This is a genomic window from Pseudomonas sp. MB-090624 (assembly GCF_003205245.1).
Taxonomy (GTDB): Bacteria; Pseudomonadota; Gammaproteobacteria; order Pseudomonadales; family Pseudomonadaceae; genus Aquipseudomonas; species Aquipseudomonas juntendi.
In genome coordinates this window covers 111,147-126,808 of record NZ_QJRK01000010.1, presented here as the reverse complement: position 1 = coordinate 126,808, position 15,662 = coordinate 111,147, and the positions used below count along the sequence as shown (strand labels likewise).

Annotated in this window: 12 protein-coding genes; 7 read left to right on the top strand and 5 right to left on the bottom strand. The window is 63.7% G+C overall.

What is annotated here, in order from left to right; genetic code table 11:
• Positions 1-159: 159 nt before the first annotated feature.
• Entirely contained in the window at positions 160-615 is a 456-nt protein-coding gene (locus DMX12_RS07860; protein ID WP_054904346.1) for a transposase, read from the top strand.
• A gap of 109 nt (positions 616-724) precedes the next feature.
• On the opposite strand, the gene speA is transcribed toward DMX12_RS07860, so the two are convergent.
• The 4 genes from speA to DMX12_RS07840 form a co-directional block, all read right to left on the bottom strand.
• Complete coding sequence (gene speA / locus DMX12_RS07855; protein ID WP_110676957.1) at positions 725-2,638, bottom strand: arginine decarboxylase; 1,914 nt, start codon at positions 2,636-2,638, stop codon at positions 725-727.
• Between the two features lie 149 nt (positions 2,639-2,787).
• Positions 2,788-3,159, bottom strand: coding sequence for a translation initiation factor Sui1 (locus DMX12_RS07850; RefSeq protein WP_009685768.1), 372 nt, complete (start codon positions 3,157-3,159; stop codon positions 2,788-2,790).
• Positions 3,160-3,475: 316 nt separating this feature from the next.
• Entirely contained in the window at positions 3,476-4,012 is a 537-nt protein-coding gene (locus tag DMX12_RS07845) for an NUDIX hydrolase (protein WP_009685767.1), read from the bottom strand.
• 2 nt (positions 4,013-4,014) lie between these two features.
• Positions 4,015-5,082, bottom strand: coding sequence for a DUF2333 family protein (locus DMX12_RS07840; RefSeq protein WP_110676955.1), 1,068 nt, complete (start codon positions 5,080-5,082; stop codon positions 4,015-4,017).
• A 248-nt stretch (positions 5,083-5,330) separates the two neighbouring features.
• On the opposite strand from DMX12_RS07840, the gene DMX12_RS07835 reads away from it, so the two are divergent.
• The 6 genes from DMX12_RS07835 (at position 5,331) to accC (ending at position 13,340) form a co-directional block, all read left to right on the top strand.
• A complete protein-coding gene (locus DMX12_RS07835; RefSeq protein WP_110676953.1) occupies positions 5,331-6,686 on the top strand; it encodes a diguanylate cyclase in 1,356 nt (451 codons plus the stop codon).
• A gap of 154 nt (positions 6,687-6,840) precedes the next feature.
• A complete protein-coding gene (locus DMX12_RS07830; protein ID WP_110676951.1) occupies positions 6,841-8,802 on the top strand; it encodes a methyl-accepting chemotaxis protein in 1,962 nt (653 codons plus the stop codon).
• Between the two features lie 194 nt (positions 8,803-8,996).
• A complete protein-coding gene (locus tag DMX12_RS07825) occupies positions 8,997-10,769 on the top strand; it encodes a protein-disulfide reductase DsbD (protein WP_110676949.1) in 1,773 nt (590 codons plus the stop codon).
• A gap of 179 nt (positions 10,770-10,948) precedes the next feature.
• Positions 10,949-11,404 carry a type II 3-dehydroquinate dehydratase gene (gene aroQ, locus DMX12_RS07820; protein ID WP_003255330.1) on the top strand — a complete coding sequence of 152 codons (456 nt, stop codon included), beginning with the start codon at positions 10,949-10,951 and terminating at the stop codon, positions 11,402-11,404.
• 98 nt (positions 11,405-11,502) lie between these two features.
• Positions 11,503-11,967 (top strand): acetyl-CoA carboxylase biotin carboxyl carrier protein, encoded by a 465-nt coding sequence (accB, locus tag DMX12_RS07815; RefSeq protein WP_054914092.1) that lies wholly within the window; start codon positions 11,503-11,505, stop codon positions 11,965-11,967.
• Positions 11,968-11,984: 17 nt separating this feature from the next.
• A complete protein-coding gene (gene accC / locus DMX12_RS07810; RefSeq protein WP_009685761.1) occupies positions 11,985-13,340 on the top strand; it encodes an acetyl-CoA carboxylase biotin carboxylase subunit in 1,356 nt (451 codons plus the stop codon).
• A 203-nt stretch (positions 13,341-13,543) separates the two neighbouring features.
• Here accC and DMX12_RS07805 read toward each other — a convergent pair whose 3' ends face one another.
• Positions 13,544-15,397 (bottom strand): sigma-54-dependent Fis family transcriptional regulator, encoded by a 1,854-nt coding sequence (locus DMX12_RS07805; RefSeq protein ID WP_110676947.1) that lies wholly within the window; start codon positions 15,395-15,397, stop codon positions 13,544-13,546.
• Between the last annotated feature and the right edge of the window lie 265 nt (positions 15,398-15,662).

Below are 15,662 nucleotides of genomic sequence, written 5' to 3'. Positions count from 1 at the left end.
GGGTGGCGGTTGCAGCAGCGGGGGCTGTGGGTTGGCTGAGCGGGGATAGCCCATCGACCGGATAACGCGGCTCCAACTGTCATAGTCAGTAATGATCCACCTGCGCCGATCCTTGTCCCGCCTCCTATCCTGCGAACGGGATGTTCAAAGGAAATCGACATGGATCGTCGCGGCAATCACCGTTTGCGCCAAGGGCGCTTCTCAGAGCCGGGCAGACTGTATCTGCTCACAACCATTACTCGCCAGCGGTACCCCTTGTTCCGCAACCTCTGGTTTGCGCGCGCGGTGATCCGGCAGTTGCAACTCAGCGATCAGCAAGGCGACTGCCGGACTCTGGCCTGGGTATTGATGCCGGACCATTTGCATTGGCTGATCGAGCTTGGGCCAACCCATCTGAGCAAGCTCATGTGCGCCTTCAAGTCGCGGAGCAGTTGTGCCCTCTACCGTACCGGTGCTGCGCGCCAGCACATATGGCAGCCAGGCTTCTACGACCGCGCGCTGCGCAAAGACGAAGATGTGAGAGTTGCCGCACGCTATATCATCGCCAACCCCATTCGCGCCGGTCTGGTGCGCAAGGCGGGTGAATATCCACATTGGGATTGTGTGTGGCTGTGACAGCGCCGGTGAGGGCTTCGCCCTCATTTCGCGACACAAGGCCGCTCCTACAGGGATGAGCTGTAGGAGCGGCCTTGTGTCGCGATGGGCCGCAAAGCGGCCCCGGCATTCACGACGACAGGTACGACGACCGGGTCAAACCAAGCCGCAAGGCATCCAGATACTGCGTGCGCTCACGGGCCGTGATCTTGGCGCTGGCAACCTTGTCACGGTAGTGGGTCATCAACTCTTCGGGCGACAGGTGCACGTAGCGCAGCATGTCCTCGATGGTGTCGTGGGTTTCGATGCCGGCGTGGTACACGCTGCCATCGGCGTTCTGGTAGATGTTCACCGAGTCGGTGTCACCAAACAGGTTGTGCATGTCACCCAGAATTTCCTGGTACGCACCGACCAGGAACACGCCCAACAGGTAATCCTCGCCCTCCTGCACCGCATGCACCGGCATGCTGGTTTCGATGCTCTGCTCGTCGACGTACTGGTTGATCTTGCCGTCGGAGTCGCAGGTCAGGTCCTGCAATACCGCACGCCGCAGGGGCTCTTCGTCCAGGCGGTGCAGCGGGATGATCGGCAGCACCTGGCCAATGGCCCAGGTGTCGGGCAGGCTCTGGAACACCGAGAAGTTGCAGATGTACTTGTCGGCCAGCTTGTCGTTGAGTTCGTCCAGCACCTGACGGTGCGAACGCTGGCGCGCCTTCAACGAGTTGTGCAGGCGGCGGCAGACCGCAAAGTAGCACTGCTCGGCCAGGGCCTTCTCGCTCAGGGTGAGCTTGCCATCGGCATACTGAGCAGCCACGTCACCCATGTAGTGGGTGGCACGCCAGTAGGTTTCGGTCACCATCTCGATGTCGGTCGGGCCAAGCAGGTCGACCAGCCACTGCACGGTCTCGGGCAAGGCTTCCTTGTTCTCGATGGTCGGAACCTCGTCGTTGTGCTTCTCGACGTCGGTCACCTGGATCACCAGCATGGCGTGGTGCGCGGTCAGCGAACGGCCGCTCTCGGAGAAGATGTGCGGGTGCGGCAGGCCCTGCGCATCGCAGAACTCCTTGAGCATGCCCACCACCACGCCGGCGTAGTCGTCCATGTCGTAGTTGATCGAACTGGCATTGCGCGAGTGGGTACCGTCGTAATCGACACCCAGGCCGCCACCCACATCGATGTGGTCCACCGGCAGACCCAGCGCACGCAACTCACCGTAGTAACGGATGGCTTCCTTGAAGCCGTGCTGGTAGTCGGCCAGGTTGGCGATCTGCGAACCCATGTGGAAGTGCAGCAGGCGGATACCCTGGTCCAACCCGGCATCGCGGAAACGCTGGACAACAGACAGCAACTGCGCGGCCGACAATCCGAACTTGGACTTTTCACCCCCGGTGTCCGCCCACTTGCTCGAAGCCAGCGACGACAGGCGTACGCGCAGGCCAACCTGGGGTTTGACCTTGAGCTCGGCGGCCTCTTCGATCACCAGGGCCACTTCCGACTCTTTCTCGATGACGATGAACACATTGTGGCCGAGCTTCTGGCCCATCAGCGCCAGGCGGATGAATTCACGGTCCTTGTAGCCGTTGCAGACAATGGTGCCGCCTTTCGGCGCCAGCGCCAGCACCGCCAACAGTTCGGGCTTGGAGCCGGCCTCCAGGCCAATCGACACGTTCTGCGTGGCGATGATGTTCTCCACCACCGCTTCCTGCTGGTTGACCTTGATCGGGTACAGCGCGGTGTACTGGCTCTGGTACTCCAGGCGCGCGATATTGGCGTCGAAAGCGCCGGTCAGCTGGCGAACGCGGTCCTGCAGAATGTCGGGGAAGCGCACCAGCAAGGGCAACGACAAGCCGCTCTGGCGCAGTTCGTCGACCTGTTCGAACAGGTCGATCGGCGCGCTGTTCGGGCCGTTGGGGCGCACTTCGACGCGCCCGGCCTCATTGATGGCGAAATAACCAGCGCCCCAATGGCGGATGCCATAAACACTGCGGCTGTCGGCCACGGTCCATTGGCTACCATCGTCTTTGCGTGTGCGTCGTACGGACATTCAAGTCCCCTATAGATAAGTCGAAGACACTGCCCTGCATGCTGGCGGGCGCAGTGTAAAAGCCGAAAATGACGATTCGTCCGTGCCCCAGGGTAGACCCTGGCCACGGCAACGAGTTTAGAAAGCACTGGGCAAAAATGCGCGCCGGCTCAGCCGCCGGACTTTTTCGCCTTGAAGCCCTGCTTGATCAGCTCGGCGATCAGCAGCTCGACATGGTCGCCCTGGATTTCGATAACCCCATCCTTCAACGCGCCACCGGTACCGCAACGGCGCTTCAGGGTGGTGGCCAGCTCCTTGAGCTGATCGGGCGGCAACGGCACACCGGTGACGGTGGTCACGGTCTTGCCGCCGCGGCCTTTGCTTTCACGGCGCACACGGGCAATGCCATCGCCTTCGGGGATGACCTGCTGCTTGCAGGTACAGGCATCCACCGGCTGACCACAGTCCGGGCAGTGCCGACCGGCGTCGGTGGAGTAAACGAGACCGCCAAGGGCGGCGAAGGAAGAAGCTTTCTTGGCCACTTTTGTTCCTCGGTGCAGAGGACAAAAACTGGTCGTACCTTGGGGATGAGGCCGACCGCGAAGCCCCACTCTGGCAGGGGCGGCGCTACTGCTGCAAGACATGCGGCAGCCCGAAAAGGGCGCGCAGTGTAACGATAAATGCGGCGATTGCTAAGTACAGGATTGCGGCATTTTGCGAATGTTTTGCGACTACCCGGGAACTGGGGCTGCTTTGCAGCCCTGTCGCGACGCAAGGCCGTTCCCACAAGGTCCTGCATACGCCGATCGATGTGGGAGCGGCCTTGCGTCGCGAAAGGACCGCAAAGCGGTCCCCACGTCATCCCAGGCTGGCTTTGTAGCGCTGCAATGCCGCCAGCGAATCCGGGCAATACGGCTTCATCAGGCTTTCTTCCTCAGCCTGCGCCAGGCCAATGAACCGCGCCTCGATCACCTCTTCCGGCTGCAACCGCAGCGGCGCATCCGACACCGCCGAATACACCGCACACCACAAACGGTTATCGGGCTGGTCAAAGTAGAACCGCTCATGAAACCGCAGTGCCGCGCCTTCAATGCCCAGCTCCTCGGCCAGTTCACGCGCCGCCGACTCGGCATACCCTTCGCCGGCCGTGACCATGCCACCCGCCGCCACATCCCAGTACCCCGGGTACAGCGCCTTGCTCAAGGTACGCCGGTGCACACACAACTCACCAGCACTGTTGAACAACAGAATGAACGTGCAGCGGCCAATCAGGCCGCGCTCACGCAACTCGGCGCGGGGCAAGGCGCCCAGCACCTGGTCGGCTTCGTCGACCCAGGTGACCAGCTCACGGTCGGAAGCCGCCCGGTGGGCGGCCTCGTTGGCGCTGATGGCCATGCTCAACCCTGCGACAGCAACTGGCGCAGGTCGATGACCGCCGCGTTGGCCCGGGAAATGTAGTTGGCCATGACCAGCGAGTGGTTGGCCCACATGCCGAAGCCGCTGCCGTTGAGCACCATCGGGCTCCACAGCGGCTCTTGCGAGGCTTCCAGCTCACGAATGATCTGCCGCACGCTGACCGTGGCATTCTTTTTCGCCAGTACATCGGCAAAGTCGACCTCGATGGCACGCAGCAAGTGCGACAGCGCCCAGGCCTGGCCACGGGCCTCGTAGAACACGTTGTCGATCTGCAGCCATGGGGTTTCCACCAGCCCTTCGTCCACTTGCGGCGCCTGGCCGGCAACCACCGACTCGGTCTTCAGCGTGGTGTTGAGCTTGACCCGGCCAACGCTGGCCGACAGGCGTTGCGACAGCGAACCCAGGCGGGTGGCGACGTCACCCAGCCAGTTGTTCAGGTTGTCGGCACGGGTATAGAAGATCGCGCCCTTGTCGCCAGCAGCCAGACGGGTCTGGTAGCGCGACAGCGACTTGATGCCCTCTTCAAACTCCGACTCGCTCGAGGGCAGGATCCAGCTCTTGTTGTCGAAGTTGAAGCGCGGCTCGGCCTTGGCCAGGTCGGCGTCTTCGGTAGATTGCGACTGCGAACGGGCGAAGTCCTTGCGCAAGGCGCGGGACAGGTCGCGCACCTGCACCAGCACGCCGTACTCCCAGCTCGGCATGTTGTCCATCCACAGCCCTGGCGGGAAGCGGTCGTTGGAAATGTAACCGCCCGGCTTGTTCAGCAGGGTACCGGCTACGGTCTTGAGGGTTTCCACGGTGGTGTAGCCAATCACCATCTGCTGGCCATTGTGCTCGGCTGCAGCCTGGGCATTCTGCTGCACCGGGAACAGCGCAGGTTCCTGGCTCCAGTACCAGCCCAGGCCGATGCACACCAGCAGATACAACCCGATCAGGGTTCCCAGGGCTCGGCTCCAAAGGCCGCCAAGGTAGCTACGGGCGGCAGCGCCGCGGCCGTCGACACGCTCACGGGGCTCGGCTTTGGCCTCGCGGTTTTTCCAATCCAGCATGGCTTTGTCCTTAATCAGTCACGACGGTTCAGGGGCTTTGACCACAGGCCTGCGCCAGGGTGCCACGGCAAGCCCGCGTGGCAGCACTATAAAGCAGACACCGCCTTACGCATAAGCGACCAATCGGTCGGTAACTGAATATTCGTTCAGAACGCAATGTTGATGCAGGGCACTCATGCGAGGGAAAAGAACTGCTAGCATAGAGCCATCATTGCCCCTGCATATCCCAACCTACAAGTAGCCAGGTCATGAGCCAAGCCGTCGAGCCAAGCCCGCTGTGCCCCGACCCGCAACTGTCGCGTAGCGGCCTGCGCAAGGACGACTCCCTTGACGAGGTACTGGTGCCCCTGCGCAAGCCGGTATACATCCTGTTGCAGGACCACGAGCGGGCCCAGCGCCTGGCCCAGCAACTGGAATTCTTCGGGCTGCTGGTGCAGGCGCTGCCCAACGCTGCCGCGTTTCTGGCTTCGGTCGGCGAATACCCGCCTGCGGCCATCATCATGGATGTCGACTTCACCGGCAGCGGCCAGGGCCTGCTGCTGGCCGCACAGGTACAACATGGCCTGGCGCAGAACATTCCGCTGCTGTTCTTCAGCCACCACGAAGCTGACACACCGACGCGCCTGGCTGCCGTGCGCGCCGGTGGGCAGGACTTTCTGACCGGCAGCCTGGAAGCATCCAGCCTGCTGGAAAAGGTCGAATTGCTGACCAACGCCGGGCCGCACGACCCATTGCGAGTGCTGATCATCGACGACTCACGCACCCAGGCGCTGCACACCGAACGGGTGCTGGCCAGCGCCGGCATGCTGACCCGCAGCCTGACCGACCCGATCCGCACCATGGCCGAGCTGGCCGACTTTCAGCCCGACCTGATCATTCTCGACCTGTACATGCCGGCTTGCACCGGCCCGGAACTGGCCAAGGTGATCCGCCACAGTGACCGCTATGTGAGCGTGCCGATCATCTACCTGTCCGCCGAAGACGACCTGGACAAGCAACTGGATGCCATGAGCGAAGGCGGCGATGACTTCCTGACCAAGCCGTTTCGCTCGCGCCACCTGATCACCACCGTGCGCAACCGTGCGGCCCGCGCGCGGCACCTGAAGGCACGCATGGTGCGTGACAGCCTGACCGGGCTGTACAACCACACCCATATCCTGCAATTGCTTGAGGACTGCAGCTTCCGCGCCCGCCGTGAGCAGCAGCCGTTGAGTTTCGCCATGCTCGACATCGACCACTTCAAGAAGATCAACGACCGCCACGGCCACCCCATGGGGGACCGGGTAATCAAGAGCCTGGCGCTGTTCCTCAAGCAGCGCCTGCGCAAGACCGACTTCATTGGCCGTTACGGCGGCGAGGAATTCGCCATCGTCATGCCCAATACCGCGCTGGAGGCGGCCTACAAAGTGCTAGACGAGATTCGTCGGCGCTTTGCCGAGATCATCTACCCGGCGCAGCCGCAGGATTTGCAGTGCACCTTCAGTGCCGGGGTGGTGCAGATGGATGAGGGGCTGGACGCGTTGACCATGGCCAGTGCGGCGGATGAAGCGCTGTACCGCGCCAAGCATGCCGGGCGTAACTGTGTAGTAAGGGTAGAGCGCTGAAACCGCCCTGCCCGCGAAGAATCAATAGCGCCATCAGATAGAGGCACTCTGCCACTTTTTTCTGACGCCAAGCCCTCGGCGTCATCATCCGGTCACACAATCGCCATAACTTCAGCCGCCTACCCCCACTCCCCTCCGCAGGAAGTTCGCGGCTATGCGCCTGAAGTGGCTGACCAATTTCAATACGCTGTTGCTGGTGACTGTGTGTTTCACCCTGGCCGCTACCCTGTGGTGGTCGCAACGGGCGCTGGAACGGCCCTATCAGCTGATGGAGCGCTACCTGGGCCTGTCCCAGCAGTTTCAGCAGCAGGTGGCGGGCAATATCCACGCCTACCTGGGCAGCGGGGATGCCCTGCGCCATGCCGCCGCCACGCAGGCCATCCAGCAACTGCAGGGCGCCCTGGCCGACTGGCCCGCCGAACTGGCGGCCAACCTGCGCCCCAGCCTGGCCAGCCTGCAGGCCTTCACCGGCAACGAACTGCTGGCGGCCGGCAAGCTGGCTGGCGACCCGCAAGCGCTGCTGTTGCAGGCCGAACGGGAATTGGGGGCCAATTTCGAGCAACTGGCCGGCTACGCCCGCGACAGCGGCACTGCCGAGGCCGACCGCTATTTGCTCCCGCTGCTCGACGCCAGCGTGCACCTGGGCCGGCTGGCACTGGCCCGCGACAAGCTGGTCAGCAGCGGCCGCCCGGAGCTGGCTGACGAAGTGGAGCGTGAGTTGCAACTGATCCGCAGCCAGGCACAGGCCATCGATGCCCTGCCCTTGCTCGGTGTCACCCGCACTGCAGCCTCTGGTGCCGACGACTTCGCCGCCATGATGGGCCTGCAAACCCAGGCCAGCGCCCGGCAGGAAGACATCGCCGTGGGCCTGAAGCGTGAGCTGCAAAACCTGCTGGGCCGCTACCCGGCCGAATTGCAGCGCACGCGCGAACAGATCGAGCGCCGTGCCGCCCTGGCTGCCAGCACCGGCCAGCGCCTGGAAGCCGTACAGCAGGCCATCGCCGCGCTGGAACCGCAAGTGCGCGCCCAACATGGCCAAATTGCCGGCGAGGTGCGCATCATCCAGGGTTTGATGATCGCCCTGATCCTGTTCATCGCCCTGTTGATCGATACCCTGCAACGGCGCCTGGCGCGCACCCTGACCGGCCTGGCCCCGGCGCTATCGTGCTGGGCCGAGGGCGACTTCGCCCAGGTGATCGCCCTGGGCAAGACCAACCGCGAACTGCATGACATTCAGGCATCGCTCAACCGCCTGCGCCAGTACCTGGTCGAACTGGTGGGCACCATTCGCCACAACGCCGAACAAGTCGCCGGCAGCAGCCATGCCCTGGCCGGCATGAGCGCCGCGCTGCACGATGGCGCCCACCGCCAGGCCGGCGATACCGGGCAGATCCGCGACGCCTTGGGCGAGCTGGAAGCCACCATTCAGCAAGTGGCCGGCGACGCCAGCGCTGCCGCCCACGCCAGCCGCGATGCCGGGCGTGCCGTGGAACAGGGCCAGGCGGTGATTGGCCAGAGCCTGTCGGGCTTGCGGGAACTGGTCGATGAGGTACAGGGCAATGCGCGCATGATCGAGCAACTGGCCGAAGAGTCGGCCACCATCGGCGGGGTGCTGACGGTAATACGCTCGATTGCGGAACAGACCAACCTGCTGGCGCTGAACGCCGCCATCGAAGCGGCCCGGGCTGGCGAGATGGGCCGCGGCTTTGCCGTAGTGGCTGACGAGGTGCGTTCGCTGGCGCAGCGCACCACCGGGGCTACTGGCGAAATCCAGGCACTGATCGACCGCTTGCAGCAGGCGGCGCGGGAGTCGGTGGCCGGCATGCGCACCCAGCTCGAACACGCCGAAACCACCGCCAACCAGGCCCAGGCCGCCGATGGCGCGCTGGATGAGATCGTCAGCGCGATCCGCACGATCGCCGATACGGCGGTACGCATTGCCGACGTCACCGCGCAACAGACTGGCGCGGTGAGCGAAATTCGTGATCATAGCGAGCGGATTCACGCGTTGGGTGAAGACAACCTGCAGCGCATTGGTGAAGGGCGTGAGCAGGGTGAGCAATTGCTGAGCCTGGGCGGGGAGCTGAGCAAGGCGGTGCGGGCCTTCAGGGTCTGAGGTTGCCTGTGCTGGCCTCTTCGCGGCTAAAGCCGCTCCTACAGGCTTTGAAAACAGTGCGGTCCCTGTAGGAGCGGCTTCAGCCGCGAAGAGGCCGGCACAGGCAATACACAAGTGGCGCCAGGTGTCGCCGTCCCTTTCAACCTGCGCCAACTCCGTTATCATGCGGGCACGTTCCACCTCGCGAGTTCGCCATGCGCCGCCTGTTTTTCCTGCTGTTCCTGCTGCTGGCCAGCCCTGTCTTCGCCACCGGCCTGCTCGACAACCGCCCCAGCGCCACCCTCGGCGCCGCTTCGCTGGCCAACAATGCCGACTTCCTGCCAGTGCACGAGGCGTTCAAGCTCGACCTGATCCAGGCCGATGCGCACACCATCAAGCTGCGCTTCATCGCCACCGACGGCTACTACCTCTACCGCCACCGCTTCCAGTTCCACACCGAACCCGCCGACATCGCCTTGGGCACGCCGAACATCCCCAAGGGCGAGGCCAAGCACGATGAGTTCTTCGGCGACGTGGAGGTGTACCACGGCGTGCTCGACATCGAACTGCCACGCAACGATCCGCGTGCCTTTACCCTGCTGGTGGGCTATCAGGGCTGTGCCGACAAAGGCCTGTGCTACCCGCCGGAAACCGCCCGGCTGGGCATCGATGGCGAAGCCGGCACAAACACCCCTGGCGCAATCGAGCAGGCCTGGAGCTGGAAATCACTGCTGCTGTTCTTCCTCGCCGGGGTCGGCCTGACCTTCACCCCCTGTGTGCTGCCGATGCTGCCGATTCTCTCCGGCGTGGTATTGCGCGGGCAGGTCGGTGGGCCACGCGGGCTGGCGCTGTCGCTGGCGTACGTACTGCCAATGGCCGCCAGCTTCGCCGCACTCGGCGCGCTGATGGGCTTGTTCGGCGCCGGCCTGAACCTGCAGGCACGCCTGCAATCGGCTTGGGTACTGGTGCCCTTCGCGCTGTTTTTCGTGGTGTTCGCCCTGGCCATGTTCGGCCTGTTCGAACTGAAGCTGCCGCAAGCCCTGAATAACCGCCTGAACAACGTCGCCAACCACACCAAGGGCGGTTCGCTACTGGGCGCTGCAGTACTCGGCGTGCTCTCCAGCCTGCTGGTTTCGCCCTGTGTGTCGGCGCCCCTGGCAGGCGCGCTGCTGTACATCAGCGCCAGCGGCGATGCCTTGGGCGGGGCGCTCAAACTGTTCGCCCTGGGCCTGGGCATGGGCGCGCCACTGTTGCTGGTGGCCACCGGTGGCGCAGCTTGGCTGCCGAAAAGCGGCCCTTGGCTGAACACCGTGAAAAACGCCATCGGCGTACTGCTGCTGGGGCTGGCCATCGGCCTGCTCAGCCGGGTGCTGCCAGGCCCGGTAACCCTGTTGCTGGTCGGCCTGCTTGCCGCAGGCGTGGCACTGTTCCTCGGCGCCTTGGAGTTCGTGGTCAAGACTGCGCGCCAGCGCCTGGCGCAACTGCTCGGCCTGGCCTTGCTGGTATACGCGCTGGCTTGCTGGTATGGCGCCCTCAGTGGCCAGGGCGACCCGCTGCGGCCACTGCCCGTGCCCAGCCAGGCGGCCAGCGCTGGCACTACCGCGGCCACAGCGCAGGCCTGGCAAACCATCACCACCCCGCAAGCCTTGGATGCCGCGATGGCACAGGCCAAGGCAGCCGGCCAACCGGTGTTGCTGGACTGGTACGCCGACTGGTGCATCAGTTGCAAGGTCATCGAACACGAGGTGCTCAACGCCGCCCAGGTGCAGCCGCAACTGGCGGCGTTCAAGCTGCTGCGGTTCGACATCACCGCAAGCAACGCCGAGCAACGCTCGCTACTTGACCGGTACCAACTGTTCGGCCCGCCTGCGCTGTTGTTCTTTGCCGCGAACGGCAGCGAAATTACCGCCGATCGGGTGATTGGCGAGATAAATGCCGGGGAATTCGCGCAGATTCTCACGCGCGTGCGCGGCAAACTCGGTCTATAACTTCCCGCGGGCCGGGAAAAATCCTCGATTAGGTGACCAGATTTAAATATTTGGTCACATACTTCGCGCGAATCTCGGACATCGTGCTGGCTATTGCCGGGAACTGGACACTTGCCGTCGCTTTACGGCACACTCGCCGCGCTGTGTCGAATTGCCCTACAAATCCAAGGAATCCACAGATGGCAACGCTACTGGTGCTTCACGGCCCCAACCTCAACCTGCTCGGTACTCGCGAGCCTGGCCACTACGGCGCCGTGACCCTGGCCCAGATCAACCAGGACCTGGAGCAACGTGCCCGCGCCGCAGGCCACCATCTGCAGTACCTGCAGAGCAATGCCGAATACGAATTGATCGACCGCATTCACGCGGCACGCAACGAGGGTGTGGACTTCATCCTGATCAATCCGGCTGCTTTCACCCACACGAGCGTCGCATTACGTGACGCATTGCTTGCGGTGAGCATCCCATTCATCGAAGTGCACCTGTCCAACGTGCACAAACGCGAACCGTTCCGTCACCACTCCTACTTTTCCGATGTGGCCGTAGGGGTGATCTGCGGCCTGGGCGCCAGCGGTTATCGCCTGGCCCTGGAGTCTGCACTGGAACAACTGGCTGCCAACGCACAGCCCAAATGATGAAAACCCCGGCCCCGATGGGCCGGGGTTCCAGAGAAACGTTCTAGATACGTTTTTGTATTTCGCCCCCTGACCGAACCTTTGGGAGTTGATGATTAATGGATATCCGTAAAGTCAAGAAACTGATCGAGCTGCTGGAAGAGTCTGGCATCGACGAGCTGGAGATCAAGGAAGGCGAAGAGTCGGTTCGTATCAGCCGTCACAGCAAGACCCCAGCTGCCCAGCAGTTCTACGCACCGGCCCCGATGGCTGCCGCCCCGGCCGCTGCTGCCCCGGTCGCCGCTGCTGCGCCAGCCGCCGAAGCCGCTGCTGCTGCCCCGGCGCTGAAAGGCACCGTGATCCGTTCGCCAATGGTAGGTACCTTCTACCGCAAACCTTCGCCGACCTCGCCGAACTTCGCTGAAGTTGGCCAGAGCGTGAAGAAGGGCGACACCCTGTGCATCGTCGAAGCCATGAAGATGATGAACCACATCGAAGCCGATGTTGGCGGTGTCATCGACGCCATCCTGGTAGAAGACGGCCAGCCGGTTGAGTTCGACCAGCCGCTGTTCACCATCGTTTGAATCGCGGAGAGCCAACGATGTCTGGGAAGCTCGAAAAAGTCCTGATCGCCAACCGCGGGGAAATTGCCCTGCGGATCCTGCGTGCCTGCAAAGAGCTGGGCATCAAGACCGTCGCCGTGCACTCCACTGCCGACCGTGAACTGATGCACCTGGGCCTGGCAGACGAGTCGGTCTGCATCGGCCCTGCATCGTCGAAGGATTCCTACCTGCATATCCCGGCGATCATCGCTGCCGCCGAAGTGACTGGCGCCACCGCGATTCACCCGGGTTACGGCTTCCTGGCGGAAAACGCCGATTTCGCCGAGCAGGTGGAAAAATCCGGTTTCGCCTTCATCGGCCCGAAAGCCGACACCATTCGCCTGATGGGCGACAAGGTTTCGGCCAAGGACGCGATGATCAAGTCGGGCGTACCGACCGTACCGGGCTCCGATGGCCCGCTGCCGGAAGACGAAGAAGTCGCCTTGGCAATCGCCCGTGACGTCGGCTACCCGGTGATCATCAAGGCCGCCGGTGGCGGTGGCGGGCGCGGTATGCGCGTGGTGCACAAGGAAGAGGACCTGATCGCCTCGGCCAAGCTCACCCGCACCGAAGCCGGTGCTGCCTTCGGCAACCCGATGGTCTACCTGGAAAAGTTCCTGACCAACCCACGCCACGTGGAAGTTCAGGTGCTGTCCGACGGCCAGGGCAACGCCATTCACCTGGGTGACCGTGACTGCTCGCTGCAGCGTCGCCACCAGAAGGTCCTGGAAGAGGCACCAGCCCCGGGTATCGATGAAAAGGCCCGCCAGGAAGTGTTCAAGCGCTGCGTCGATGCGTGCATCGAGATCGGCTACCGCGGTGCCGGTACGTTCGAGTTCCTGTACGAAAACGGCCGCTTCTACTTCATCGAGATGAACACCCGGGTGCAGGTTGAACACCCTGTGTCGGAGATGGTCACCGGTATCGACATCGTCAAGGAGATGCTGAGCATCGCCGCTGGCAACAAGCTGTCGTTCCGCCAGGAAGACGTTGTCATCCGTGGCCACTCGCTGGAGTGCCGGATCAACGCCGAGGACCCGAAGAAGTTCATCCCGAGCCCAGGCAAGGTCAAGCACTTCCACGCCCCGGGTGGCAACGGCGTGCGCGTGGATTCGCACCTGTACAGCGGTTATTCGGTACCCCCGAACTACGACTCGCTGATCGGCAAGCTGATCACCTACGGCAAAGACCGCGATGAAGCCATGGCGCGCATGCGCAATGCCCTGGACGAGATCGTCGTCGACGGCATCAAGACCAACATCCCGCTGCACCGCGACCTGGTGCGTGATGAAGGTTTCTGCAAAGGCGGCGTCAACATTCACTACCTCGAGCACAAACTGGCCAACCAGGAGTGATCGTGTAGTGTGATGGACCAGAACCCCGGACTTGTGCCGGGGTTTTTTATTGCTTAGCCAAGGCTCACACACCCCCTGTAGGAGCGGCCTTGCGTCGCGAAAGGGCCGCGAAGCGGCCCCGGCAATATCTGCGGCGAAGCTGAGATCGTGGGGCCGCTGCGCGCCCCATCGCGACACAAGGCCGCTCCTACAGGGACCGCAGGTTACCCCTTCATCCGCGGCATCTCGATACGGTGCTCATGCACCCGCCGATACAGGGTAGCCCGCGAAATGCCCAACGCCCGCGCCGCATCGGCCGGCTTCCAGCGATGGCGGATCAGCGCATCCAGCAACAGTTGCCGCGCCGGGCACGACACCCCGCTTGCGACCGAGCCTACCGCCCCACCCCGCACCTCCTGCGGCAAGTCCTGCACACGCACCTGCCCGGCCTCACTGACCGCACAGGCATAGCGCAACACCTGCCGCAGCTGGCGCAAATTGCCCGGCCAGCGATAAACCAGCAGCGCCTGCAAGGCATCGTCCGCCAGTACAACTTCGACGCCACAGGCCGCGGCCTCTTCGGCCAGCAATTGGTGAATCAGCCCCAACCGGTCCTCCCGCTCACGCAGCGGCGGCAACTCGAAGCGGGCATTGGCCAGGCGGAAGTACAAGTCTTCGCGGAAACGCCCGTCTTCTACCATTGCCGCCAGATCACGGTGGGTGGCACAGATCACCTGGATATCCACCCGCTCCCGCCGCGCCGCGCCCAGCGGCGCCACTTCGCCCTCGGCCAGCACCCGTAGCAACCGGGTTTGCAGGTTCAGCGGCATATCACCGATCTCGTCGAGGAACAACGTACCGCCGTGGGCCTGCTGCAACAGCCCTTGCATGCCTTTGCTGGAAGCACCGGTGAAAGCCCCCGCCACATAACCGAACAACTCGCTCTCGATCAGGCTCTCGGGGATGGCTGCACAGTTCAGGGTCACGAAGGGGCCGTCACGGCGCTGGCTCTGCTGGTGCAGCTGACGGGCGAACACCTCCTTGCCAGCCCCGGTTTCACCCAGCACCAGCACGGCCAGGTTGCAGTCCTTGACGCGGGTAGCCAAGCGCAGGTGCTGTTCGATGCGGCTGTCCTGGGCCTGCTGCAGCGGTTGCGCCCGCTGGCGTTGCCGAGGGGCGCTGACCCGGCCGTACAAACCACCCAGGCCAGGCAGGCGCTGGGCCGACGACGCGCTGACCCGGCGTAGCTGGTCCATGTCGAACAGCTCGCCAATGTGCACCGGCAAACGGCCCAGGCGTTGGACCAGGCGCTGCCGGGCCAGGCTGTTGATGGCCTGCAGGCGACCATCGGCATCCCAGGCCAGCAGGTAATCAGGCTGGCTTTCCACATAGCCCGGCGTGCCATGGGCGCGCATCACCCAGTGGCCCTGAGCAGTGTGCATGAAAAAGGCGTTTTCGATGTCGCGAGCGGTTTGCTCGACCAGCTGACGGATCAGGTGCTGGCTGCGGCGGTCGTCCGGTGACTGCAAGGCAGACACATCCACCACCCCCAGCAACTCGCCCATCGGGTCGAACACCGGGGCCGCCGTGCAGGTCAGGCCGATGAATGCCGCCCGGAAGTGGTCGCGCTTGTGCACCGTGACCGGGGCCTTGCTGGTGAGCACCGCCGCCACGCCACAGGTGCCCTCCTCGCCCTCCGACCAGCAAGTGCCCAGGTACAGGCCGGCTTTGCGACAGTCGTTGCGAATGGCCGATTCGACCCGGTAGTCGATGGTGCGCCCTTGGGCGTCGGTCAGCAGCACGCAATAGTCGGCGCCCCGCACGCGCTCGTGCAGGCGGGCCACGGCGTCGCTGGCGATGCGCAGAAACAGCTGCGCGCGTTCACGGCACTCATTGAGCAGGCTTTGGGAAAGGATTCGCGGGCCCTGCTGGGAGGCGGGGTCCAGGCGGTACAGCTCCATGGAACGGCGCCATGAATCGAGGATCAGCGGCGGTACCGGCGCCTGTGGCAGGCGGTCGGCATTCTTCAGCACCCTGCTGACGCAATCGACATGGGCTCGGGAGTTCGCGGCAAGCATTCGGGCCCTCCGGTTCTCGTTGCTGTTTTTATCGTTGTTCGGCCATTAAGCGCTTGCGCGCCCGCCCCGACAAGCACTGTGTGGTTACCGGCTGGCTTGAGACGCAGCGTCTCAGCGTCTCGCTCAACGCAGCTGCGCACTGGCACCGCGCGTCTCGCCGTGCCCGCCCTGCAGCCGCCACCAAGGCAGGCCAAAGCGCTCTGCAACGGCCCCTTCGGCGCCCTTCGGCAAAGCTGGCACCGCCCTTGCTCCTGTCTTGGCAAAC

Excerpts from the sequence above, each read along its gene's own strand:
- DMX12_RS07860 (WP_054904346.1), top strand. The coding sequence starts at position 160 with ATGGATCGTCGCGGCAATCACCGTTTGCGCCAAGGGCGCTTCTCAGAG.
- accC (WP_009685761.1), top strand. The coding sequence starts at position 11,985 with ATGTCTGGGAAGCTCGAAAAAGTCCTGATCGCCAACCGCGGGGAAATT.
- DMX12_RS07805 (WP_110676947.1), bottom strand. The coding sequence starts at position 15,397 with ATGCTTGCCGCGAACTCCCGAGCCCATGTCGATTGCGTCAGCAGGGTG.
- DMX12_RS07825 (WP_110676949.1), top strand. The coding sequence starts at position 8,997 with ATGCGCCGCCTGTTTTTCCTGCTGTTCCTGCTGCTGGCCAGCCCTGTC.
- accB (WP_054914092.1), top strand. The coding sequence starts at position 11,503 with ATGGATATCCGTAAAGTCAAGAAACTGATCGAGCTGCTGGAAGAGTCT.
- speA (WP_110676957.1), bottom strand. The coding sequence starts at position 2,638 with ATGTCCGTACGACGCACACGCAAAGACGATGGTAGCCAATGGACCGTG.
- aroQ (WP_003255330.1), top strand. The coding sequence starts at position 10,949 with ATGGCAACGCTACTGGTGCTTCACGGCCCCAACCTCAACCTGCTCGGT.
- DMX12_RS07830 (WP_110676951.1), top strand. The coding sequence starts at position 6,841 with ATGCGCCTGAAGTGGCTGACCAATTTCAATACGCTGTTGCTGGTGACT.
- DMX12_RS07840 (WP_110676955.1), bottom strand. The coding sequence starts at position 5,082 with ATGCTGGATTGGAAAAACCGCGAGGCCAAAGCCGAGCCCCGTGAGCGT.
- DMX12_RS07835 (WP_110676953.1), top strand. The coding sequence starts at position 5,331 with ATGAGCCAAGCCGTCGAGCCAAGCCCGCTGTGCCCCGACCCGCAACTG.
- DMX12_RS07845 (WP_009685767.1), bottom strand. The coding sequence starts at position 4,012 with ATGGCCATCAGCGCCAACGAGGCCGCCCACCGGGCGGCTTCCGACCGT.